24 protein-coding genes are annotated in these 21,425 nt (G+C 67.4%); 13 read left to right on the top strand and 11 right to left on the bottom strand.

Annotated features, from left to right (window positions below):
• The first annotated feature begins 31 nt into the window (after positions 1–31).
• Both AC1DDA_RS23825 and lhpI read left to right on the top strand, forming a co-directional pair.
• Positions 32–370, top strand: coding sequence for a LapA family protein (locus tag AC1DDA_RS23825; protein WP_441513602.1), 339 nt, complete (start codon positions 32–34; stop codon positions 368–370).
• Positions 370–1,317 carry a bifunctional Delta(1)-pyrroline-2-carboxylate/Delta(1)-piperideine-2-carboxylate reductase gene (gene lhpI / locus AC1DDA_RS23820; protein WP_476797649.1) on the top strand — a complete coding sequence of 316 codons (948 nt, stop codon included), beginning with the start codon at positions 370–372 and terminating at the stop codon, positions 1,315–1,317. Before AC1DDA_RS23825 ends, lhpI begins: the two co-directional genes overlap by 1 nt.
• 39 nt (positions 1,318–1,356) lie before the next feature.
• Here lhpI and AC1DDA_RS23815 read toward each other — a convergent pair whose 3' ends face one another.
• Positions 1,357–1,527, bottom strand: a complete 171-nt coding sequence (locus tag AC1DDA_RS23815) for a DUF3309 family protein (RefSeq protein WP_441513604.1) — start codon at positions 1,525–1,527, stop codon at positions 1,357–1,359.
• A gap of 92 nt (positions 1,528–1,619) precedes the next feature.
• On the bottom strand, positions 1,620–2,024 hold the full coding sequence (locus AC1DDA_RS23810; protein ID WP_476797648.1) for a hypothetical protein: 405 nt from the start codon (positions 2,022–2,024) through the stop codon (positions 1,620–1,622).
• Here AC1DDA_RS23810 and mepA point away from each other — a divergent pair.
• The gene (mepA, locus tag AC1DDA_RS23805) at positions 2,014–2,952 is read left to right on the top strand and encodes a penicillin-insensitive murein endopeptidase (protein ID WP_476797647.1); all 939 of its coding nucleotides are present in this window, start codon (positions 2,014–2,016) and stop codon (positions 2,950–2,952) included. The genes AC1DDA_RS23810 and mepA overlap by 11 nt on opposite strands.
• An 8-nt stretch (positions 2,953–2,960) precedes the next feature.
• On the opposite strand, the gene AC1DDA_RS23800 is transcribed toward mepA, so the two are convergent.
• Positions 2,961–4,106: an extensin-like domain-containing protein gene (locus AC1DDA_RS23800; RefSeq protein ID WP_476797646.1), complete on the bottom strand. Its 1,146-nt coding sequence runs from the start codon at positions 4,104–4,106 to the stop codon at positions 2,961–2,963.
• Between the two features lie 592 nt (positions 4,107–4,698).
• Positions 4,699–4,998 carry a hypothetical protein gene (locus AC1DDA_RS23795; RefSeq protein WP_476797645.1) on the bottom strand — a complete coding sequence of 100 codons (300 nt, stop codon included), beginning with the start codon at positions 4,996–4,998 and terminating at the stop codon, positions 4,699–4,701.
• A gap of 186 nt (positions 4,999–5,184) precedes the next feature.
• Between AC1DDA_RS23795 and AC1DDA_RS23790 the strand changes: the two genes are divergently transcribed.
• From AC1DDA_RS23790 to AC1DDA_RS23780, 3 genes are all read left to right on the top strand, one after another.
• Positions 5,185–6,159: a Tim44 domain-containing protein gene (locus tag AC1DDA_RS23790; RefSeq protein WP_476797644.1), complete on the top strand. Its 975-nt coding sequence runs from the start codon at positions 5,185–5,187 to the stop codon at positions 6,157–6,159.
• A gap of 162 nt (positions 6,160–6,321) precedes the next feature.
• Positions 6,322–7,128 (top strand): 4-hydroxy-tetrahydrodipicolinate reductase, encoded by an 807-nt coding sequence (dapB, locus tag AC1DDA_RS23785; RefSeq protein ID WP_476797689.1) that lies wholly within the window; start codon positions 6,322–6,324, stop codon positions 7,126–7,128.
• A gap of 2 nt (positions 7,129–7,130) precedes the next feature.
• Entirely contained in the window at positions 7,131–7,748 is a 618-nt protein-coding gene (locus AC1DDA_RS23780; RefSeq protein ID WP_476797643.1) for an alpha-ketoglutarate-dependent dioxygenase AlkB family protein, read from the top strand.
• A gap of 63 nt (positions 7,749–7,811) precedes the next feature.
• Here AC1DDA_RS23780 and AC1DDA_RS23775 read toward each other — a convergent pair whose 3' ends face one another.
• The 3 genes from AC1DDA_RS23775 to AC1DDA_RS23765 all read right to left on the bottom strand — a co-directional run bounded on the left by AC1DDA_RS23775 (position 7,812) and on the right by AC1DDA_RS23765 (position 11,913).
• Positions 7,812–8,426, bottom strand: coding sequence for a trimeric intracellular cation channel family protein (locus AC1DDA_RS23775; protein WP_476797642.1), 615 nt, complete (start codon positions 8,424–8,426; stop codon positions 7,812–7,814).
• 4 nt (positions 8,427–8,430) lie between these two features.
• Positions 8,431–9,030 carry a nucleotide exchange factor GrpE gene (grpE, locus tag AC1DDA_RS23770; RefSeq protein WP_441513611.1) on the bottom strand — a complete coding sequence of 200 codons (600 nt, stop codon included), beginning with the start codon at positions 9,028–9,030 and terminating at the stop codon, positions 8,431–8,433.
• A gap of 114 nt (positions 9,031–9,144) precedes the next feature.
• Positions 9,145–11,913 (bottom strand): [protein-PII] uridylyltransferase, encoded by a 2,769-nt coding sequence (locus tag AC1DDA_RS23765; RefSeq protein WP_476797688.1) that lies wholly within the window; start codon positions 11,911–11,913, stop codon positions 9,145–9,147.
• Positions 11,914–12,334: 421 nt separating this feature from the next.
• Between AC1DDA_RS23765 and AC1DDA_RS23760 the strand changes: the two genes are divergently transcribed.
• Positions 12,335–13,045 carry an ATP-binding cassette domain-containing protein gene (locus AC1DDA_RS23760; protein ID WP_476797641.1) on the top strand — a complete coding sequence of 237 codons (711 nt, stop codon included), beginning with the start codon at positions 12,335–12,337 and terminating at the stop codon, positions 13,043–13,045.
• A gap of 42 nt (positions 13,046–13,087) precedes the next feature.
• Positions 13,088–13,597 carry an OsmC family protein gene (locus AC1DDA_RS23755; RefSeq protein ID WP_476797687.1) on the top strand — a complete coding sequence of 170 codons (510 nt, stop codon included), beginning with the start codon at positions 13,088–13,090 and terminating at the stop codon, positions 13,595–13,597.
• On the opposite strand, the gene AC1DDA_RS23750 is transcribed toward AC1DDA_RS23755, so the two are convergent.
• Positions 13,598–14,782, bottom strand: a complete 1,185-nt coding sequence (locus AC1DDA_RS23750) for a DNA recombination protein RmuC (RefSeq protein WP_476797640.1) — start codon at positions 14,780–14,782, stop codon at positions 13,598–13,600.
• A gap of 113 nt (positions 14,783–14,895) precedes the next feature.
• Here AC1DDA_RS23750 and def point away from each other — a divergent pair, with 113 nt between their 5' ends.
• From def to truA, 3 genes are read left to right on the top strand one after another with little or no spacing between them, the layout of a single operon-like run.
• Positions 14,896–15,435: a peptide deformylase gene (gene def / locus AC1DDA_RS23745; protein WP_476797639.1), complete on the top strand. Its 540-nt coding sequence runs from the start codon at positions 14,896–14,898 to the stop codon at positions 15,433–15,435.
• Between the two features lie 57 nt (positions 15,436–15,492).
• Positions 15,493–16,422, top strand: a complete 930-nt coding sequence (gene fmt / locus AC1DDA_RS23740; protein ID WP_476797638.1) for a methionyl-tRNA formyltransferase — start codon at positions 15,493–15,495, stop codon at positions 16,420–16,422.
• A gap of 53 nt (positions 16,423–16,475) precedes the next feature.
• A complete protein-coding gene (gene truA, locus AC1DDA_RS23735; RefSeq protein WP_476797637.1) occupies positions 16,476–17,216 on the top strand; it encodes a tRNA pseudouridine(38-40) synthase TruA in 741 nt (246 codons plus the stop codon).
• Between the two features lie 7 nt (positions 17,217–17,223).
• On the opposite strand, the gene AC1DDA_RS23730 is transcribed toward truA, so the two are convergent.
• The 3 genes from AC1DDA_RS23730 to AC1DDA_RS23720 form a co-directional block, all read right to left on the bottom strand.
• Entirely contained in the window at positions 17,224–17,808 is a 585-nt protein-coding gene (locus tag AC1DDA_RS23730) for a hypothetical protein (protein ID WP_441513617.1), read from the bottom strand.
• A gap of 68 nt (positions 17,809–17,876) precedes the next feature.
• A complete protein-coding gene (gene dapE / locus AC1DDA_RS23725) occupies positions 17,877–19,088 on the bottom strand; it encodes a succinyl-diaminopimelate desuccinylase (protein ID WP_476797636.1) in 1,212 nt (403 codons plus the stop codon).
• A gap of 121 nt (positions 19,089–19,209) precedes the next feature.
• On the bottom strand, positions 19,210–19,641 hold the full coding sequence (locus AC1DDA_RS23720) for a DUF805 domain-containing protein (RefSeq protein WP_476797635.1): 432 nt from the start codon (positions 19,639–19,641) through the stop codon (positions 19,210–19,212).
• A 234-nt stretch (positions 19,642–19,875) separates the two neighbouring features.
• On the opposite strand from AC1DDA_RS23720, the gene AC1DDA_RS23715 reads away from it, so the two are divergent.
• Both AC1DDA_RS23715 and lptC read left to right on the top strand, forming a co-directional pair.
• Complete coding sequence (locus AC1DDA_RS23715) at positions 19,876–20,490, top strand: ribonuclease D (RefSeq protein ID WP_476797634.1); 615 nt, start codon at positions 19,876–19,878, stop codon at positions 20,488–20,490.
• Between the two features lie 158 nt (positions 20,491–20,648).
• Positions 20,649–21,425 carry an LPS export ABC transporter periplasmic protein LptC gene (gene lptC / locus AC1DDA_RS23710; RefSeq protein WP_476797633.1) on the top strand — a complete coding sequence of 259 codons (777 nt, stop codon included), beginning with the start codon at positions 20,649–20,651 and terminating at the stop codon, positions 21,423–21,425.

Genomic DNA, 21,425 nt, shown 5'->3' with positions numbered 1-21,425 from the left:
GGCCGGCCGTTCCTGTCGCACGGAGATCGCGATGAAAGCCTTCCTCAAGGCATTGGTGCTCGTTCCGGTCGCGCTGCTGATCGTGCTGTTTTCAGTTGCGAACCGTGCCCCGGTGCGGGTTTCGCTCGACCCCTTCAGCCGTGACCTGCCGGCGCTTTCCTACGAGCTGCCGCTCTTTGCCGTGGTGCTGGCGGCGATCGCCGTCGGCGTCCTCGTCGGCGGACTGGCGTCCTGGATTGCCCAGCGCAAGCACCGCAAGGCCGCGCGCCGCAACCGGCGCGAGGTCGAGGCCCTGCGCTCCGAGACGCAGGCCCTGCGCTCCGCCGTTCCCGATTCTGCCCTGCCGGCCCTGACCAGCGGACGTAATTGATGCGCCTTTTCGATGCGGCCGAGATCGACGCGGCCCTGAGCTATCCCGCCCTGATCGACATTCTCGACGATGCCTTCCGCAGCGAGGTCATTGCGCCCAAGCGTGGCCAGTACGCGATCGAGCGGCCGGAAGAAGAGAATGCCATCCTGCTGACCATGCCGGCCTGGAGCGGGCCGGAGGTCGACAAGCCCTATATCGGCACGAAGATCGTCTCGGTCTTCTTCGGCAACGGCCGCCGCAACCTGCCGGGCGTGATGGGCGCCTATCTGCTGATGAACGGCGAAACCGGCGCGCCGCTTGCGGTGATGGACGGCAACCGCCTGACGACCTGGCGTACCGCCGCGGCCTCGGCCCTGGCTTCGCGCTATATGTCCAATCCGGAAGCCAGCCGCATGCTGATGGTCGGCGCCGGTGCGCTTTCGCCCTTCATCATCAAGGCGCATCGCGCGGTCCGGCCCCTGACGGAGATCGCGATCTGGGCCCGCCGTCCGGAAGCCGCCGAGGCTGTCGTCGCGGAGCTGGCGAAGGACGGCATCGAGGCCCGCGCCACCGCCGACCTCGAAGGCGAGGCCCGCATGGCGGACATTATCTCCTGCGCCACCAACGCGACCGAACCGCTGATCCACGGCCATTGGCTGAAGCGCGAGGCGCATCTCGACCTCATCGGCGGCTTCACCATGCAGATGCGCGAGGCCGATGCGGATGCGCTGCATCGCGCGCGCGTCATCGTCGATTCCAGCAAGGCGATCGACGAGGGCGGTGACGTCGCCGTGGCGATTGCCGAGGGCAGCTACAGCGCCGACAAAGTCGCCGGCACCCTCGCCGATCTCTGCCATGGGCGGATCGCCGGCCAGATCGAGGGTGGCGGCATCACATTGTTCAAATCGGTCGGCGTCGCGCTGGAGGATCTGGCCGCTGCCGTCGCCGTCTGGGACAACCGCGCCTGACGCCTGGGTCGTCGCGTTCCCTGCCGAACACAGGCGTACCTACGCTATCGGCGCACCGCCAATGGCTCCGAGCAGCCACAGGATCAGCACGATGACGAGCACGAGGCCGAGCACGCCGCCGAGGCCGGCGGTGCCGTAGCTGCGGTGGCCATAATACCCGCCGCCGCCGAGCAGCAGGATGACGAGCAGGACGATCAGAAGAGTGGACATGGCAATCTCCCGTAAATCGGCGCCCCTGCGGGGCGCGGTCTAGCGGGAAACGCCGTCGGGAAACCGCCGGTTCCGAAGAGATGCCCCAGGGATTATTCGGCCTTGATGCCGGCATCCCGGATCAGGTCGCCCCATTTCTTCATTTCGGATTGCAGGGAGCTGGCCGTTTCTGCCTGGCTCCGGTCGGCGCGTTCGGCGAGCAGATCCATCTTCGACCTGACGGCGGGGTTGGCGATCGCGGCCTTGGTGTCGGCCTGGATTTTAGCAATGATCGACGGCGGCGGCGTCTTCGCTGGGCGAACAGCGCGAGCCAGGAGAAGACGTCGAAGCCCGGCGCCGTCTCCGCGACGGGCGTAAATTCCGGCGCGGTCGGCGCGCGCCTGAGAGGGCGCTCTGCGTCGCCTTGCCCCAAGGCTGCAATCCGTCGCGCCGCTTGTCCAGCTATCGCGCTTGACCGCCGTCGAAGGTCGCGGCGATTCTGCAGCCATGCGCAACACCTCCCGAATCGCCGCCCTGCTCGCGTCGTTGGTTCTCCTGCCGGCCGCCAGCCTCGCACAGTCGACCGCCGATCAGGAGGCGAAGACGCGGGCTGCCAACATCGCCGCCTATCCCGACGCTGCTCGCGCGCTCTTCGGCCAGAAGACCACGCCGGCCAGCATGCAGGCGCGCGCCATCGGCTCCTATGCCCGCGGCTGCCTCGCGGGCGCCGAAGCTTTGCCGGTCGATGGGCCGAGCTGGCAGGTGATGCGGCTCAACCGCAACCGCAACTGGGGCCATCCGGTCCTGATCGATTATCTCGAAAAGCTCGCCCGCGACGTGCCTCGCATCGCCGGCTGGCCGGGCCTTCTCGTCGGCGACATGTCGCAGCCGCGCGGTGGTCCGATGCTCACCGGCCATGCCTCGCACCAGATCGGGCTCGATGCCGATGTCTGGCTGACGCCGATGCCGAAGGGCCGGCTCGATCGCGAGGAGCGCGAGAACATGCCGGCGGTCAACATGGCCCGTTCCGACTGGCGCGACGTCGATCCGCGCAACTGGACCCCGGCGCATACCCGCCTGATCAAGGCCGTTGCGGCCGAGCCCCGGGTCGAGCGCATCTTCGTCAATCCGGCGCTCAAGGTCGCGCTTTGCCGCGAGGCTGGAGCCGACAAGACATGGCTCGAGAAGGTCCGGCCGATCTGGGGCCACAACTATCACTTCCACATCCGCATGGCCTGCCCGGCCGGCATGGCGAGTTGCCAGGGCCAGGAGCCGCCGAATTTCGGCGATGGCTGCGGGGCGGAGCTGAGCGGCTGGGTCGAGCGCCAGCGCCAGGCGATCTTCAACCCGCCCAAGCCCAAGCCGGGTCCGAAACCCAAACCCAAGCCACCCATGTCGCTCGATGCCCTGCCGCCGGAGTGCCGGCAGGTGCTCGTCTCGCCCTAGGTCTGGCCTCAGCGCCTCGCCGTGGTGCGCCCGGAGCTGTAGGCGAAGGGGTCGCGCTCGGGGCTGATCGGCAGAGCCTCCTCGGAGCCCTGCTGGTCGACGACGCCCCCGCCGCCGCCATCGCCGAGAACGGCCTCCTCCTCCGAGGGCTCGACCGCACCGGGCAGCGTGAGCGGCCCGCGCGCCTCGCTCGGCAAGGGCTGGGGCTGAAAGCGCCCTTGCCGCTGCCGCGCGTCGTATTGGTCCAGGAAGCGCTGCTGTGCGTCGAGGCTGTGGTCCTGGCCCCGCCCGTTGTTCGCGACCGGGTAGCCACCTTGCACGGCTCCGGGCGGCCGCAGGCCGTCGCTCGGCTGGCGCAGCAGCGGCCCGGCGGCATAGGCAGTGGCGGCCGGTGCGTTGCCGCGCTGAGACGCCGGAGCGTTCTGCGCCGAGGAGTAGGGCCTGGCCGGGTCCGGCGGCGGCAGGTTGTAGTTCGGGGTGTACTTGATGATCGGCTTGCAGATGTGCCGGCCCTTGGCGTGGCGGGCGAGGTCGATGTGGAGGTGGTCATAGTGCATCGGATCGGCGCCAGGGCCGAGCACCGTGCCGAAATAGGTGCAGGCGCCGACGAAGATCTCGCGCAGGAAGTTCTGTTCCTCGGGCGAGCCGCGCCAGCCATCCTTGACGGTGACGACGCGGTTGTCGTTCAGCCGGAAGGAGAAGACGTCGACGGCATTGCCATAGGCGTGCTCCGACGTGCGCGTCGTATAGGTTCCGTTGTTCATCGCGCGACAGGAATAGGAGCCGGCGCGGATCTCGATGACCTGCGCGCCGAGGATGTTCATGGCGGCGGGCTGCACGACCTCGGCGAACCATTGGTCAGTGGTCGCCACGACAGGGCAGGCGAGCAGGGCAGGGCTCGTCAGGCTGACGCTGCCGCTCTGCAGGGCCGTCACCTTCAGCGGCTGTTGCATGCCGCAGATTCCGGGGCCGTCGATCGCCTTGCCACGCAGGCTGACATAGCTCGAAATCTGCACCTGGCCGGCGGCCATGCAGGTTGCTTCCGCCTGGTCGCGCCAGGGAGCGCGCTGCGGCTTCTGGAATTTGCCGCAGCCGGCCAGGCCGGCTGCGCCGGCCAGTCCCAGTGCGATGAGGGCGAGTTTTGCGCGTCGCATGACCTATCAAATGCGAAGCGTTTGGTGAACGGTTTCTCAACCGGCTGCGCCCCGGCCGCCACAGCCCGATTAACTTTGGCGGGGTGGTGAATCGGTCCTTAATTCGGGCTGCGCGCGCGTTAACTATGGGCTCCCTGTGCCGCCCGGCCGAGGTTCTCAGTTGCGGTGAAGATCAGCCGGCGAGGCCCGGTGGACAAACGTGGCGCCGGCAAGGCGAGGGGTATGGCAAGACGTTTCCGTGACATTTTGTCTTGCGAAATATCCCCAAATCTAATCAATGCTTTAAGTAAGTTTTAAGGGTGATCTAGCCTCCGCCGTCGCACGGCCACGGTCTCGCCCCCTTGCGGCCCCCGTCAGTTCTGCTAGCTTCCGCGACAGGTCAATGACAGGAGGAGGGTGTGATGAGTATCACGCTACGTCTCGACCGATGGATCATGGGTGCGGCCTTCGTGTTCATGATGGCGATCGTTCTGGGAGCGTTCTGACGAGGTCAGTCTCGAAGTCGCTAAGACCACAAGAGCCATGAGAAGCGACGCCGCCGGGAAATCCCGGCGGCGTTTTTGTTTCGATGCCGCTGTCCCGCCCGCGCGCGTCAGCTTTCGGGGCAGGGGGTCTCGGTGATCTGCCAGGACATCATGTTGACCACCCTTCCGCAGGTCGCCAGCCGGCTGCCCTGGGTTGTCCGAATGCAGGAGTTCGATCCTTCCGCGATCTTGCGGCCGTTGTTCCAGCAGAAGCAGAGCGGTTCCGGCGCCTGCGCGAGGCGTGGCCGATCGAGCGCGATGGCCGGCTCGGCGGCGGCGGCCGCCTCGCTGATCAGAAGCAGCACGGCGAGGGCGAGCAGCCAGCTCAACGCCCTGTGTCGGTGAGGCCTCGGTCCGGATCCGGTCATGGCACTCTCCCTGCTTGGCGGGATGACGCTGGAGTTTACCACGCAGGCCCGATCACGACGAATAATTATGCACTGATTTGAAAGAGTAAGAGATTTCAGTCTGTTAGCCGGGCGAGGGCTTGCGTGGATCGCGATCGCTCTCCATATTCGGAGCCGGTGGGCCCATGGAGGGCTCCGGGAGGAACAATGTCTCTGATTTCGCTCGCCCGTCGTGGACGTGCCGTCGCCCTGGTCGTCGGGGCCCTGATGCTCGTGCCGCTCGTTGCCGAAGCCCGTCCGGGCGGCGGCCGCAGCTCGGGCAGCCGCGGGTCGTTCACCAACAGCGCGCCGCCTGCGACGAGCACGACGCCGGGCGGCGCCCAGACGTTCCAGCGTACGGCGCCTTCGCCGGCGCCGTCCATGGCTGGCCCCTCGGCCGGCGCGGCTGCGGCGCAGGCCGCCCGTCCGTCCTTCGCGCGCAATATGATGATGGGCATCGGCGCCGGTCTGCTCGGCGCCGGCCTGTTCGGCCTGCTCTCCGGCTCCGGCTTCTTCGGCGGTCTGGCCTCGCTGGCCGGCATGCTCGGCTTCCTGCTGCAGATCGCGCTGGTCGCCGGCATCATCATGCTCGCCATCCGCTTCTTCCGTCGCCGCTCCGAGCCGCAGCTCGCCGGCGCGGGCGCGCCCTATGCCCGTCAGGGCTATGATGCGCCCCAGCCTGCCGCGGCCCGCATGGGCGGCTTCGGCGGAGGCGCTGCCGCGGCGCAGCCCCAGCCGATCGAACTTACCGGCGAGGACTTCAACAGCTTCGAGCGTCTGCTCGGGGAGATCAACACCGCCTATTCGAACGAAGACGAGGCTGGCCTGCGCCAGCGCACCACGCCGGAAATGTTCGGCTATTTCGACGAGGACCTGACGGCGAATGCCCGTCGCGGCGTCGCCGACCGCGTCTCCGACGTCAAGCTGCTGCAGGGCGACCTGTCGCAGGCCTGGCACGAGGGCGGTGCCGACTATGCCACCGTCGCGATGCGCTTCAGCCTGGTCAACGCGCTCTACGATCGCAAGAGCGGCCAGGTCGTCGAGGGCAACCCGGCGCAGACCCAGGAGGTCAAGGAATACTGGACCTTCCTGCGCGAGCGTGGCGGCGCGTGGAAGCTCTCGGGTATCCAGCAGGCGGCCTGATCCGCTATCGCGCGAGAAACCAGAACGGCCGGGGCAACCCGGCCGTTTTGCTTTGCGCGGCTTTCGGGTGTTGCGCTGGCGGAAGCCGGCCTATTGCGATACTGGCCAAGTCATGGCGTCTTTGCCGTCGAAGGAGCCCGGAGCCTGCCTGCCATGAGTGACATGCGTCTCGTTGTCGTCGGAGCCGCCGGGCGCATGGGGCGGATGCTGATCCGTACCATCGCGCAGGCCGAAGGCTGCCGGCTGGTGGCGGCCATCGAGCGGCCGGGCTCCGCTGCCCTTGGAACGGATGCGGGCGTGCTCGCCGGTCTGCCTCCGCTCGGCATTGCCGTGACGAGCGATCCCGCCGCCGCCTTCGCCGCTGCAGATGGCGTGCTCGATTTCACGGCGCCGGAAGCGACAATGGCCTTCGCCGATCTCGCTGCCGAGGCCGGCATCCTGCATGTCGTCGGCACGACCGGGCTGGAGCCTGCGCATCTCGCCCGGCTGGCCGATGTCGCGCGCCGCACCCCGATCATCCGCTCCGGCAATATGAGCCTCGGCGTCAACCTGCTGGCGGCGCTGGTGCGCAAGGTCGCGGCGACCCTGGGCACGGACTGGGACATCGAGATCCTCGAGATGCATCACCGCATGAAGGTCGATGCGCCGTCAGGAACGGCGGTGCTGCTGGGCGAGGCGGCCGCGGAAGGCCGCGCCGTCGATCTGGCGCAGCATCGCGTCGCCGTGCGCGACGGCATCACCGGCGCACGCGAGCCCGGCACGATCGGCTTTGCCGCCCTGCGCGGCGGCACGGTGGTCGGCGATCACAAGGTGATCTTCGCCGGCGCGGGCGAGCGGCTCGAACTTGCCCATGTCGCCGAGGATCGCAGCCTGTTCGCACAGGGGGCGGTCAAGGCCGCGCTCTGGGGGCGAGGGAGGGCGCCCGGCCTCTACTCCATGGCCGACGTGCTCGGCCTCGATACGCTCTGACCATGACCCGCCTCGTCGTCGCGCCGGGCGTCGTCCATTGGCCGGGCAAGCTCGCCCCGGTGGAGCAGGCGGCGCTGCTGGCGGAGCTGCGCGCGGTAGCCCGCAAGGCACCGTTCTTCCAGCCGCGCATGCCGAAGACGGGCAAACCCTTCTCGGTGCGGATGACCAATTGCGGCCCGCTCGGCTGGGTTTCCGACAGCAGCGGCTATCGCTATCAGCCGGAACACCCGGAGACCGGTGAGCCCTGGCCGATCATGCCGGCGCCTTTGCTGGATCTGTGGAGCGAACTCTCCGGCTATCCTCATCCGCCGGAGGCCTGCCTCGTCAATTTCTATGCGAGCAACGCGAAGATGGGGCTGCATCAGGATCGCGACGAGCAGGAGTTCGATGCCCCGGTCCTCTCGGTCTCGCTCGGCGACGCCGCGATCTTTCGCATCGGCGGCACGGAGCGCGGCGGCAAGACCACCTCGCTCAAGCTGTCCTCCGGGGATGTGCTGCTCTTCGGCGGCGAGGCGCGGCTCGCCTATCACGGCATCGACCGCATCCTCTCCGGCTCCTCGACGCTTCTGCCGGAAGGCGGGCGGATCAATCTGACGCTCAGGCGCGTGACGAAGCCCTGACCCGGAGCGTTTCGCGTGAGCCGGATGCCGGGACGTGCGAAGAAAACACGATAAAACAAAGGCCTAGAGTTTTCCGGGCAGGCCCGGGAATGCCCAGCCCCACAGCAGCGAGCCGGCCCTGAGCCCGAATCCGGCTGTCAGGCCGCCCAGCATGACGACCGCGGTCGGAACGCCGAGCCCCACCAGCAGGGCTGTGACGGCCGCTCCGGCTGTCGCCGCGGTGACATAGAAATCGCGGCTCCAGAGCACCATCGGCCTGTCGCCGGCCAGAATGTCGCGCAGGATGCCGCCGAAACTGGCGGTCATGGCCCCGAGCGCCACGGCTGACAGGACCGGCGCGCCGGCCGAAAGTCCCTTGAAGGTGCCGACGACGGCGAAAAGGGAAAGCCCGGCCGCGTCGGCCCAGATCAGCACCTTGCGGCCGGCCCAGCCCTCGAGGAGCCCGGGCCGGAAATAGGCCGTCGTCCAGGCGCTGAGCGCCACTACGACGCAGACCGCGACATCGGACGGGTCGTTCACCCAGAACGCGCTGTTCCCGAGCAGGACGTCCCGCAACGTGCCGCCGCCGGCGCCGGTCACGGTCGCCAGCAGGATGAAGCCGAAGGGGTCCATCCCCTTGCGGGCCGCGACGATCGCGCCGGTCAGCGCGAAGATGGCGACGCCGGCGGCCTCGAACACGGCGTCAGTGCTTGGGTGCGTCGCCGGCCGGCGGTTCCGCAGCCTTCGGCGCGCCGGCCGAGACGCCGACCAGCGCCGGGCGCAGGACGCGCTCGCCGATCTTGTAGCCGACCTGCACCACCTTCGAGACGAGGCCCTTGGCGATCGCGGCGTCGGGCGCCTCGAACATAGCCTGGTGCAGGTGCGGGTCGAACTTCTCGCCCTGCGGGTCGATACGGCGCACGCCGTGACGTTCCAGCGTTTTCAGCAACTCGCGCTCGGTCAGCTCGACGCCTTCATGCAGTGCCTTGGTGGCAGCATCGGCCGTCGTCAGGGCTCCCTCCGGCATGCTTTCCAGGGCGCGCCGCAGATTGTCCGAGGAGCCGAGCATGTCGCGCGCGAAGCTCGTCACCGCATAGGCTTTCGCATCGGCGATCTCGCGCTCGGTGCGGCGGCGCAGATTCTCCATCTCGGCCAGGGTGCGCAGCAGCTTGTCCTTGAGGTCGTCGCGCTCGGCCTGGAGCTTCGCGACCAGGGCTTCGGTGCCCTCGGTGGCCGCGGCCTGCTCGGGGGCATCGGCCGCGGCTTCGAGATTGGGGTCTTGCGTCGCAGGGTTCTGCGTCATTGTGTCTTCAGGTCCCTTTGTCTGGCTGGCTGCGCCGCTCCTTGCCGAGCCGGGGCCGGTCACGTCGGGGCGCTGCCGCGTTCGTGCCGGATATCGGCCTTATAGCCCGTTAAATCAAGCGCGAGCTGGCATTTTGACCTTGGTGGGTGCCGGCTTCTCGGCCTCGAGCGTGAAGACGTCGAGCAGCGCCTTGCGGATCGAGAGCTGCCGTCCTGTCGAGACGATCTTTGCATGGGTCAGGTCGGTGACGTAGAACACGTCGACCGCCTTCTCGCCGAAGGTCGCGATATGGGCCGAGGCGATATTGAGGTTGAGCTTTCCGATTGCGGTGGTGAGATCGTAGAGCAGCCCCGGTCGGTCGAGGCCGGAGACCTCCAGCACGGTGTGGCGCGTCGAGAGCACGTTGTCGATGATGACCTCGGGCTGCACCTGGAAGGTCTGGCCGCGGGGCGGCGGCGCCCGGCGCTGGGCCACCAGATCGGCGATCTTGATCTCGCCCTTCAGCGCCCGCTCGATCGCAGCCGCGATCCGCTCGGCGCGGCGCAGTTCGTCGTCATCGCGGTCGAAGGCGCGCGAAACCGAGATGGTATCGAGCACGAGCCCGTCGCTGGTGGTGAAGATCTGGGCGTCGACGATGTTGCCGCCGGCCGCCGCGCAAGCCCCGGTGACGATGGCGAGCAGCCGCGGATGGTCGGGCGCGAGAACGGTAAGCTCGGTGACGCCGCGGAACTGGTCGGTCTCGACGATGGTCGCGGTGGTCCGCCCTGCCTGCTCGGCCTCGCGCAGGAAGCGGGCGTGCTTCTCCTGGCGGTCGGGATCGACCTTGATCCAGTAGGCCGGGTAATGGCGCGCAATATAGGCGTCGCGCTCCTCGCTGCTCCAATCCGCCAGGCGCTGGCGCAGCGCGTCCTGCTTCACGGTGACCCGTGCCTTGCGCTCGACGGCCGAATGGCCGCCGGCCAGCACCAGCTCGGTCTCGTAATAGAGGGTGCGCAGCAACTGGCCCTTCCAGCCGTTCCAGACGCCGGGGCCGACTGCCTTGATGTCCGCCACGGTGAGAACGAGCAACAGCTTCAGCCGCTCCAGCGTCTGCACCGTCGCGGCGAAGCTCTCGATCGTCTTGGGGTCGCCGAGGTCGCGGCTCTGCGCCACGGTCGACATGTCGAGATGGTGCTCGACGAGCCACGCCACCGTCTCGGTCTGGGCGCTGGTCAGGCCGAAGCGCGGGCCGAGCTTGCGTGCGATGCGGGCACCGGCAAGCGAATGGTCGTCCGGCCGCCCCTTGGCGATGTCGTGCAGGAACAGCGCGACATAAAGCGCGCGCCGGTTGGCGATGGTCGGCATGATCTCGTTGGCGAGCGGGTGCTCCGCCTCGAGCGCGCCGGCATCGATCTCGGCGAGAACGCCGATCGCCCGGATCAGATGCTCGTCCACCGTATAGTGGTGGTACATGTTGAACTGCATCATCGCCACGACCCGGCCGAAATCCGGGATGAAGCGGCCGAGCAGGCCCGATTCGTTCATGCGACGCAGCACAACCTCCGGCGAGCGCCGGGCGGTGAGGATTTCGAGGAAGATGCGGTTGGCTTCCGGGTCGTTGCGCAAGCCCGGCGTCACCAGCCTCAGCGATTGCGTCACCAGACGGCTTGCGCCGGGGTGGATCGCGAGATCCTCGCGGCTGGCGATTTCGTAGAGCCTGAGCAGATTGACCGGATCACGTTCGAAGGCGCTGTCGTCGACGACGTTGAGGCGCTGGCTCGTCAGCTTGAAGTCGCGATGGCCGAGGGAGCGTTCGCGCTTGCGCTTCGCCAGGGTGTCGAACAGCCGCGAGAGCGTCGCGCGCGGCTTCTGCTGGCGCGCTTCCAGCGCGGCGCAGACGATGGCGGTGAGGTCGCCGACGTCCTTGGCGATCAGGAAGTAGGCCTTCATGAAGCGCTCGACGGGGGCCTGGCCGCTGCGGCCGACATAGCCGATGGCGGCGGCGACCTGGCGCTGCAGGTCGAAGGAGAGCCGCTCCTCGGCGCGTCCGGTGATGAAATGCAGCCAGCAGCGCACGCGCCAGAGGAATTCCTCCGAGCGCTGGAACATCTGCAGTTCGTCCTCGTCGAAGAGCCCGGCCGCGACCAACTCGCGCACGTCGTCGACGCGGTAGGAGTATTTGGCGATCCAGAACAGCGTGTTGAGATCCCGCAGCCCGCCCTTGCCGTCCTTGACGTTCGGCTCGACCAGATAGCGGGAGGCGCCGGCCCGTTGCACCCGCGTCTCGCGCTCGGCGAGCTTCGCCTCGGTAAAGGCCGCGGCCGTGCCCTCCACCACCTCGGCATTGAAGCGGCGGGTCATCTCGTCGAACAGCGCCCGGTCGCCCACCAGGAAACGCGCTTCCAGCAAGGCCGTGCGGATCGTCATGTCCGCCCGCGCCTCGCGCACGCAATCGTCGATCGAGCGTACGGAATGGCCGACCTTCAGCTTCAGGTCCCAGAGCGGATAGAGCATGGATTCGACCACGCTCTCGCCCCAGGCCGTCTGCTTGTGCGGGAAGAGGAAAAGCAAATCCACGTCGGAGCCCGGCGCCAGCGTGCCGCGGCCATAGCCGCCGACGGCGACGACCGCGATCCGCTCCGATTGCGAGGGGTTGTCGGCCGGATAGAAATAAGAGGCCGCGGCCTTGTGCAGCCCGATGACGACGGCATCCATCACCGCCGAGAGCCGGTGCGCGCAGGCGAGGCCGCCGCGCGGACCCGTCAGGATTGCCTTGGCCGAAACCCGGCCGTCCTCTAGCAACTGCCGCAGCCCGGCCACGAGCAACTGCCGCTTCTCCGCCTTGTCCTTGCGCCGTGCCGCCTCGAACAGCTTCGCGATGCCCGCCTCCGGGTCGTGCAACATGTCGGAGAGGGCGAGCGCGGGCGTTGTGGAGGAGGCTGTCACGTGGGCACGGTTCCGTCGTCTGGGGCTGTTCTAGCACGCGTGGAAAGGGGACGAGAGGGTTAAAATCCACGGAAGTTTCCTGGTGATTGGCCAATTGACGGTCGTGATTGTGTTGATTGGCCAGCAGAACGATCGGACCTGAAGGACTGATGCGCGTCTCTGCGCGACGAGGCCCCGCATCAGGAAAAGGCGGCCGAAAATGCCGGCATGTGGCGGTAAGTGCCGTTTGACAAAAAGGACGATCGGACCTTAGAAGAGGACACGCGCCGATTTGAGCCTCAGCTTGCGGGCGCGAAACAAATGCAGCTAAAGCGCGGGAACGACGGGACGGCCCGATGCCGTCTGCGCTCCTTCCGCCTTGTTATGGATGGAGCCAGCGATGTCGGCCGCTCTTCACGATTTCTCCCGCTCTCCCGAATACGCTCCGCCGCGCCCCAGGGCTGGCGAGGTCGTCGCCCTGCTCGGTGCTCCGGAGGTGCGTGGGGCGGCGCTGCGAGCGTTCGCCGGTCTGCGGGCCGATGAGGAAGCGATACCGACGACTGAGATCGGCCTGCTCTGCGCCCGGCCGCGCTTCTTTCCCTGGCTCGATCTCACCGAGAACCTGGCTTTTGTCCTCCCGAATGTGACGCCGTTCGAGCGCGAGGGCCTGATCGCCAATGTGCTGGTTCGCCTCGGCCTCTCCGGGCAGGCGAAGCAGCGGCCCGCTGCGCTCTCGCCCGAGGAGCTGCTTCGGCTCGCCATCGCCCGCCTCTTGCTGGTCAGACCGCGGCTGCTGTTGATCGACGAGCCCTTTGCGGCGCTCAATGCCGATGCGCGCGTTCGGCTCACCGCCTTCCTGCCGGAACTATGTATGCAAGCGCGCCCCGCCGTCGTCATCGCCACGGGCTCCGTCGAGGAGGCCCTGCGCCTGGCCGATCGCATCCTCGTCCTGCCGCGGCAGCCGGGGCCGGCCGCCTTCAACCTCGACAATCTGCTGGCGCGTCCGCGCGAGGAGGGCTCCGTCGGCTTCGTCACCTTGCGTCGCGAATTGCGCCGGGCGCTCGAAAAGGAAAGCCAGCCCGCTGCGCCGGAGGTGGAGGCGGCGGCCTGAAGCGGCTACAAGCCGGCTGACCGCTTCAGAAGGATCACGATGATGGACGTCACCGCGCTGCGTGCCTTGCAGGCTCCTCTCAAGGACGAATACCGCACCAATCCTGAGGCTGCGGTCATCACGCTCAAGGCCCATGGCGAGCTCGACGACCAGCACATCGCCTGCAAGGTCGAGACCGGCCGCGCTATCGCGCTTGCCGGCCTGCATCCCGCCTCAGGCGGCTCGGGCGCCGAGCTCTGCTCCGGCGACATGCTGCTGGAGGCGCTGGTCGCCTGCGCCGGTGTGACGCTGAAGGCGGTCGCCACCGCGCTCGAGATCGAGCTGAAGAAGGGCGTCGTCCGGGCCGAGGGCGATCTCGATTTCCGTGGCACGCTCGGCGTCGCCAAGGATGCGCCGGTCGGCTTCCAGGCCATCCGCCTCTTCTTCGACGTCGAGAGCGACGCGCCGCAGGAGAAGCTCGACACGCTGCTCAAGCTTACCGAGCGCTACTGTGTCGTTTTCCAGACGCTGAACGTGAAGCCGGAGCTTTCGGCGGTGCTCAGCCGCGGCTGATTACTCCGCCGCGGCCTTCAGCTCCAGCCCCTTGGCGAAGGGCAGCTTCGGCTCGCTCTTTTCGTCGTCGAAATCGAGCGCGCCGATCTTCTCGGCGCGGCTGGTGACCTTGCCGGCCGAGGTTTTGATCTGGCCGACATCGTCCTGAGCCTGGCGGAAATGGGTATCGAGCTTGTCGACCCGCTCGCCCAGCCGGCGGACGTCGTCGAGCAGCTTGCCGACCTCGGTCTGGATGACCTGCGCCTCTTCCCGCATGCGCGCATCGCGCACCAGCGACTGCATCAGCTGGATCGCCAGCGCCAGCAGCGAGGGCGAGACGATCATCACCCGCGCCCGGTGCGCGCGCTGCACGACATCGTCGAAATGCTCGTGCAGATCGGCATAGATCGATTCCGACGGAACGAAGAGCAGCGCGACATCCTGCGTCTCGCCGGGCAGGAAATAGCGTTCGGCGATATCCCTCACATGCACGCCGACATCGCTGCGCACGCGCTGACCGGCGGCCTTGCGCGCGTCGTCGCCGCGCGCCTCGCGCAGCAGCGTGAAGCTCTCCAGCGGGAACTTGGCGTCGATGACGAGGCCGCGCCCGTCGCCCGGCAGGGTCACGAGGCAGTCCGGCCGGCGCCCGTTCGAGAGCTGCGGCTGGAAGGTGAAGAAGGCGGCGGGCAGGCCGTCGCGGACGATCGCTTCCATGCGGCCCTGGCCATAGGCCCCGCGCGCCTGCTTGTTGGCGAGCACGTCCCTGAGCGTCACCACTTCGGAGGTCAGGTCGGTCAGGTTCTTCTGGGCGGTGTCGATGACCGCCAGTCGCTCCTGCAGCTTGCCGAGGCTTTCGGTGGTCTGGCGGACATTTTGTTCGAGGCCCTGGCCAACCTTGTGGCTCAGCCCGTCCATCCGGTCGGCTACGAGCCGGGCAAGATCGCCCTGCCGCGTCGAGAGGATTTCGGCCATGGACTGCATCCGGCCGGCGAGTTCCGCCTGCTGGCGGTTCATCTCCGCGACCTTGTCGTCCATTTCGCGGGCACGCTCGGCCGCCATCGCGACCTCGATCGCGCGGCTCCTGCCGCCCCGCCAGCCGGCGATCACGGCCATGAGCAGGAGCACAAGGCTCAGGGCTGCAAAGCCGAGGGCGGCTTCGGCCCAGCTCACCGGGCGCTCCAACAGGGTGAAGGCGATCTCGTTCATGCGCCGAGCCTAGCCGATTCGATGGCGAATGGCGAACGAAAGCGGAACAGTTTGACCGCTTGCCCACAAATGCTTATGTCCCGGGCTCAACAGCTCTTTCTCCTTGGAATCCCATGTCCGTTCGCCCGCTCGTCATCCTGCCCGACGCCCAGCTTCGCCTCGTTTCGAAGTCGGTCGCAGCTGTCACGCCCGAGATCAAGGCGCTGGTCGCGGACATGTTTGAGACGATGTACGACGCACCGGGCATTGGGCTCGCCGCCATCCAGATCGGCGTGCCGCTGCGCGTGGTGACGATCGACCTCTCGAAGCCGGAGGCGAAGGAGGGCGAGGAGCCGGAACCCAGGAAGCCGCAGGTCTTCATAAATCCGGAGGTCACCTGGTCCTCGGAGGAATTCAACGTCTATGAGGAAGGCTGCCTCTCGATCCCGGAATATTACGAGGAGGTCGAGCGTCCCTCAGAGGTGAAGGTCCGTTATATGGATCTCAACGGCAAGACGCTGGAGATCGCGGCCGATGGCCTGCTCGCCACCTGCCTGCAGCACGAGATCGACCATCTCGATGGCGTGCTCTTCATCGATCATCTCTCGCGGCTGAAGCGCGAGCGCGTCACCAAGAAATTCGCCAAGGCGGCCAAGCGCGAGCGGGCTGCGTAATCGGCAGGCTGTTTCATTCTTCCGGTGCCATGCCGGAGCTGAGGTAAAGTCGAGCGTATGAGTTTGCGCGTCATTTTCATGGGCACGCCGGATTTCGCCGTGCCGGTCCTGACCGAGATCGTCGGGCAGGGGCATGAGGTCGTCTCCTGCTACACCCGCGCCCCGGCGCAGGCCGGCCGCGGCCTCGATCTCAAGCCCTCGCCGGTGCACAGGGCGGCGGAGCGCTTCGGCATCCCGGTCTTCACGCCCGCGACGCTGAAGACGCCGGAGCAGGCCGAGATCATCGCCTCGCATCAAGCCGATGTCGCCGTCGTCGTCGCCTATGGCATGATCCTGCCTCAGGCGATCCTCGATCTGCCCGAGCTCGGCTGCCTCAACCTCCATGCCTCGCTGCTGCCGCGCTGGCGCGGCGCGGCGCCGCTCCAGCGTGCGATCATGGCCGGCGATGCCGAAACCGGCGTCTGCGTGATGAAGATGGAGGCGGGGCTCGACACCGGCCCTGTCGCCATGGTCGAGACGCTGCCGATCGGGCCCGACCTGACCGCCGGCGAACTCCACGACCGGCTCAGCATCCTCGGTGCCGATCTGATGGTGCGCGCACTCGCGGCGCTGGGCCGAGGCGGCCTGCAGTTCACGCCGCAGCCGGAAGACGGCGTCACCTATGCCGCCAAGATCACCAATGCCGAGGCCAAGCTGAACTGGACGCTGCCGGCGCAACTGGTGCATGACCGGGTGCGCGGCCTCTCGCCCTTCCCGGGCGCCTTCGCCGAGATCGACCTCGGCAAGGGGCCGGAGCGGCTGAAGATCCTGCGCACGGCGCGCGCCGGCGGCGCAGCCGAGCCGGGCACGCTGCTCGATGACGAGGGCACCGTCGCTTGCGCCGTCGGGGCGGTGAAGCTGCTGCAGGTCCAGCGCGCCGGGAAGGCGCCGATGAGCGGGGCCGAGTTCCTGCGCGGCGCGCGGCTCGGGGCCGGCGACAAGCTTTAACGGAGCGGGCCGTTGTCCAAAAACCGCTTCGCACTTTTTGGCGGCCACCTCTGATGCCGCGCTATAAGCTCGTCATCGAATATGACGGCACGCCGTTTTCGGGCTGGCAGCGCCAGGCGAGCGACCCGTCCGTGCAGCAGAGCGTCGAGGAGGCGGTCGAGGCCTTCTGCGGCCACCCCGTCCGGCTGCACTGCGCCGGGCGCACGGATGCCGGCGTCCACGCCACGCATCAGGTCGCCCATGTCGATATCGACAGGGAATGGCGGACCGACGTCGTACGCGATGCGAGCAATGCCCGGCTGAAGGCGCGCTTTCCGGTCAGCGTGCTCAGCGCCGAGATCGTCCCCGATGATTTCGACGCCCGCATTTCGGCAAAGCGCCGCTACTACATCTACCGCATTCTCGACAGGCGGGCGCCGCCCGCTCTCGATCGCGGCCGCGTCTGGCACGTTCCGGTGAAGCTCGACCACGAGGCGATGGACCGCGCCGCCAAGGCTCTGCTTGGAAAGCACGATTTCACGACCTTCCGCGCTGCCGAATGCCAGGCCAACAGCCCGATCCGTACGATCGACCGGCTCGATGTCCGGCGCGAGGGCGCGGAGATCGTGGTCTACGCCCACGCCCGCTCCTTCTTGCATCATCAGGTCCGCTCGATCGTCGGCAGCCTGAAGATGGTCGGGGCGGGGCGCTGGCCCGAGGAGAAGCTCGGCCAGATACTGGCGGCGCGCGACCGTGCGCAATGCGCCGCCCTCGCGCCGTCCTGCGGGCTCTACCTCGCAGGTGTAGACTACTGAGACGGGCTCAGAACAGGCTGAACAGCCGAATCACGCCATAGTCGAGCACGATGCTGGCGATGACCAGCGGCAGCGCGATGCTGTGCCCTTCCGGGCCAAAGGCCGCACGCGCCACGCAATAGCGCAAGCGCAGCACGATCGCCGCGAAGAATGCCGCCTGCACCAGCGCCAGCTCCGGTGTCGACCACCCCAGCGCGAAGACGGCGGCGGGCACCGCCATGAGGCTCGCCGAAACGATGCCGGCCCAGTTCCAGGCGATGACGAAGCTGGTGAACCGCGGCGCCTGCGCAAGCTCCGGGCGCAGCGCGATCAGCAGGGCCGGCACGGCGAGGATGGCGAGGCAGAGCGCGCCAATCACCGCCAGCACGAGCTCAGGCACGGTGAAGAGGCCGGCGCTGTTCGGCAGGCCGGCGAACAGGCGGGCCGCGGCGAGGATCGCGACGGTCGCCGGCAACATCAGCGCGAAGGCGAGGAAGGAGCGCCAGAAGCCGTCGCGGCTGAGGTCGAGTTCGGCAAGCGCTTCAGTGCCGCGGGTCATTAGATGCCAGGAACCGCGCAGCGAGCGCGCGATGTCGTCGGCGGCAAGCCTCATCACGATCTCCATTATCTGCGTTCTTAGACTTTCGTCTAACGGCGATAATGGCTCGCAGTTCCGGCGCGTCAAGCTTTATGTTGCGCTGCAAAATAGCTGGCGAGTAACCGATGCGTGATCCGCTCCAGCGCAGCGAGGTCGGCGACGGCCACGCTTTCGTCGATCTGGTGCATCGTCTTGCCGACGACGCCGTACTCGACGACAGGGCAAAAGCTTTTGATGAAGCGCGCGTCGGATGTGCCGCCGGTCGTCGACAGGGCGGGGCGCTTGCCGGTCTCGGCTTCGACGGCATCGCCGACCATCGCCACGAACGGGCCGGGCGCGGTCAGGAAGGCGACGGCGTTGGTCGGCTGGAAGCCGACCTCGTAGCGCACGGTGTTGCCCGCGGCCTCGTGCAGACGCCGCTCGATCTCGGCTGCGAGCGTCTCGGGCGTCCAGACGTCGTTGAAGCGGATGTTGAAGACGGCCCTGGCCTGGGCGGGGATGACGTTCGACGCGGGGTTGCCGACATCGACCGTCGTGACTTCGAGATTGCTCGGGTCGAAATGCTCCGTGCCGGTGTCGAGCGGCCCGGCGTCGAGCGCCGCCAGCAGCCGGACCATGCCGCGGATCGGGTTATCGGCGAGGTGCGGGTAGCCGACATGGCCCTGGATACCATGGACGGTGATCTGGCCGGTCAGCGAGCCGCGCCGGCCGATCTTGATCATGTCGCTCATCGTTGCCGGGTTGGTCGGCTCGCCGAGGATGCAATGGTCGAAGCGCTCGCCACGCTCATGCGCCCAGGCCAGCAGCTTCACCGTGCCGTTGACGGCGGGGCCCTCCTCGTCGCCTGTGACCAGAAAGGCGATGGAGCCGGGCGCATCGGGGTTCTCGCGGCGATAGCGGATCGCCGCCGCAACCATGGCGGCGAGGCCGCCCTTCATGTCGCAGGCGCCGCGCCCGTAGAGGGTGCCGTTCTCGATTGCGCCGTCGAAGGGCGCGCGTGTCCAGGCCGCCTCGTTGCCGACGGGCACGACGTCGGTATGCCCGGCGATGACGAAGACCGGGGCCTCGCTGCCGATGCGGGCATAGAGATTCTCGACATCCGGTGTGCCCGGCTCGCTGAAGACCGGGCGGTGGACTTCATAGCCTTCGGCCGTGAGCACGGCGGCGAGCAGGGCGAGCGCGCCGCCTTCCTGCGGCGTGACGGAGGGACAGCGCACCAGCGCCTGCGTCAGCGCGACCGGATCGGCGGGATCGAAGGAAAGGGCAGGGGCAGAGGCGGAGGGCGTCGTCGTCATGCCGCCGCTTTAAAGCATCGGACCAAAAAGTGGAATCGGCTCTTCGAAGAGATCCGATGCTCCGACAAAGAGTTAGATCGCAGCTTCCGGGCCGGCAGGACGCGCCGAGATCCGGCGCGCTTCAGGCTGAGCGGGAACCGGCCTCGACGGCGACCAATGCCTCCGCCGGCCCGTCCTTGGCCGAAGGCATCAGGCCGAGATCGATGAGGGCGACCACCCAGGCGATGGTCGAGATCGCTTCCAGCGAAGGCCGCCAGCCGAATGGCATGTAGAGACGCAGGTGCTCCGGCAGCACGATCGCGCAGATCAGCAGGATGCCGAAAAGCGGGCTGCCGCCCCGGTCAGTGGCGCGCTTGGCGGCCAGCGCCACCCAGGGAAACAGGGCAAAAGCGTTTGTGAAGGCAAGGACGGTTCGCGCGGTCTGGGGATCCGTCAGTTGGGGCAGGATCCGCTGCAAGGCAAGCAGCGTGAACGCGACGGCGGCGCTGCCGAGCCAGAAGGCCCGCAGACCGATGCGGCCATCGAGATCGCAGAAAAGGCGAATCGGGGACATGCGTCGTGCTCCATTGTCACTCTTGTCGCATGCCTTAACGAAAGCTTGAAGCTTATAGTGAATAAAAGGTTAACGATGGGGTCGGCCAGTTGTGCCAAATCAGAAAGGGCTTGAACCAGCCATACGAGGCCGCTAGCTGCGGAAGGCGCGCCGTTTCGGCGCGGTCTGCTGCCGTTCCATTCCCGTGAGTACCGTTTAAGGGCGCTTCAGCGCGGCCCGAGTGAGGTTTCGAGCATGACCATCCGTTTTCATCGCGGCGATCTGCCTGACGGCTACGAGGCCGGTTCGAGCGTCGCGATCGACACCGAGACGCTCGGCCTCAATCCGCATCGCGATCGGCTCTGCGTGGTTCAGCTCTCGCGTGGCGACGGCACGGCGGACGTCGTCCAGATCCTGAAGAATGGCGAGCGGCCCAAGAACCTGATCCGCCTGCTCGAAGACCCGGCCGTGCTGAAGCTCTTCCACTTCGCGCGCTTCGACGTGGCCGTGTTGCGCCACGCTTTCGGCGTGGTAACGGCCCCGGTCTACTGCACCAAGATCGCCTCGAAGCTGGTCCGCACCTATACGGATCGCCACGGCCTGAAGGATCTGGTGCGCGAGTTGCTCGGCGTCGAGCTCTCGAAGCAGCAGCAATCCTCGGATTGGGGTGCGGACACGCTCAGCGAGGCCCAGCTCGCCTACGCTGCCTCCGACGTGCTGCATCTTCACGCGCTCCACGCCAAGCTTGAGGCGATGCTGGCGCGCGAGGGCCGCAGCCATCTCGCCCAGGCCTGCTTCAACTTCCTGCCTTACCGCGCCGAGCTCGATCTGGCCGGCTGGGGCGAGACCGACATTTTCGCTCACACTTGACAATTTCGAAGGGTTCTTGCGTCAGTCTGCGGCGAAGACTGGCGCGAGGGGCGCGCCCGTCCGGTCTGGAGCGGGCGGCGCGGGGGCGCGTTGCGGTTCGCCCTAGCGACACGAAAAAGCCGTGAGCGGCTGCCATTGCGCGGGGCATGACTGTGGCAATGACATTGAACGACCCGGCGGGAAGGATTTCCGCGCAGGCGCTGAGCCGTCGCGCGGCGTTTGCCGCGGCGCGTCGCCACACCCGGGCCGTTCACATCCTGCGCACGCTTATTCCCCTGACCGCAGTGACGCTGGTGGTCGCGCTGGTCGTCGTCCCCTTTCTCAACCCGCTCCGCGGCAAGCTCGCCAATGTCTCGGTCAGCTCGGTCGGCATCACCGGCGGCAAGGTGCGGATGGAGACGCCCAAGCTCTCCGGCTACCGCAAGAATAACCTGCCCTATCAGGTCACGGCCGAGAATGCCTTTCAGGAGATCAAGAACCCAACCCAGATCGAGCTTCAGATCCTGACCGCACGCATCCAGATGGAGCGGGAGGGCTGGGTGACGGTCAACGCGAAGACAGGCCTGTTCGACACCCAGAAAGAAAAGCTCAAGCTCGTCGACGATGTGAAGGTTCGGACCGAGAGCGGCCACGACATGCAGATGAGGACGGCCGATGTCGACTTCAAATCCGGCGCCGTGACTTCGACGGAACCGGTCAAGGTCTCGCTCGGCGAGACGACTGTGGACGCCAACACGCTTGACGTGAAGAACAATGGCGAGTTGATCGCATTCGAGGGGCGGGTCCGGGTCTTCATCAGGAACGCGCCAGCAGGTACGATCGCCGGGCCCGAGCGCGAGGGCAGCACGCCGATGCCGGAACTGCTGAACGCGAATCGGGCTGCTCCGGCAGGCGACACGCCCGCCAACGATGCTGGCAACGGGAAGAGACAGTGA

It is taken from the genome of Allobosea sp. 10N428, assembly GCF_056394545.1.
Note: the sequence above shows the minus strand (reverse complement) of the source record. Positions and strands in the feature narration are given on the sequence as shown.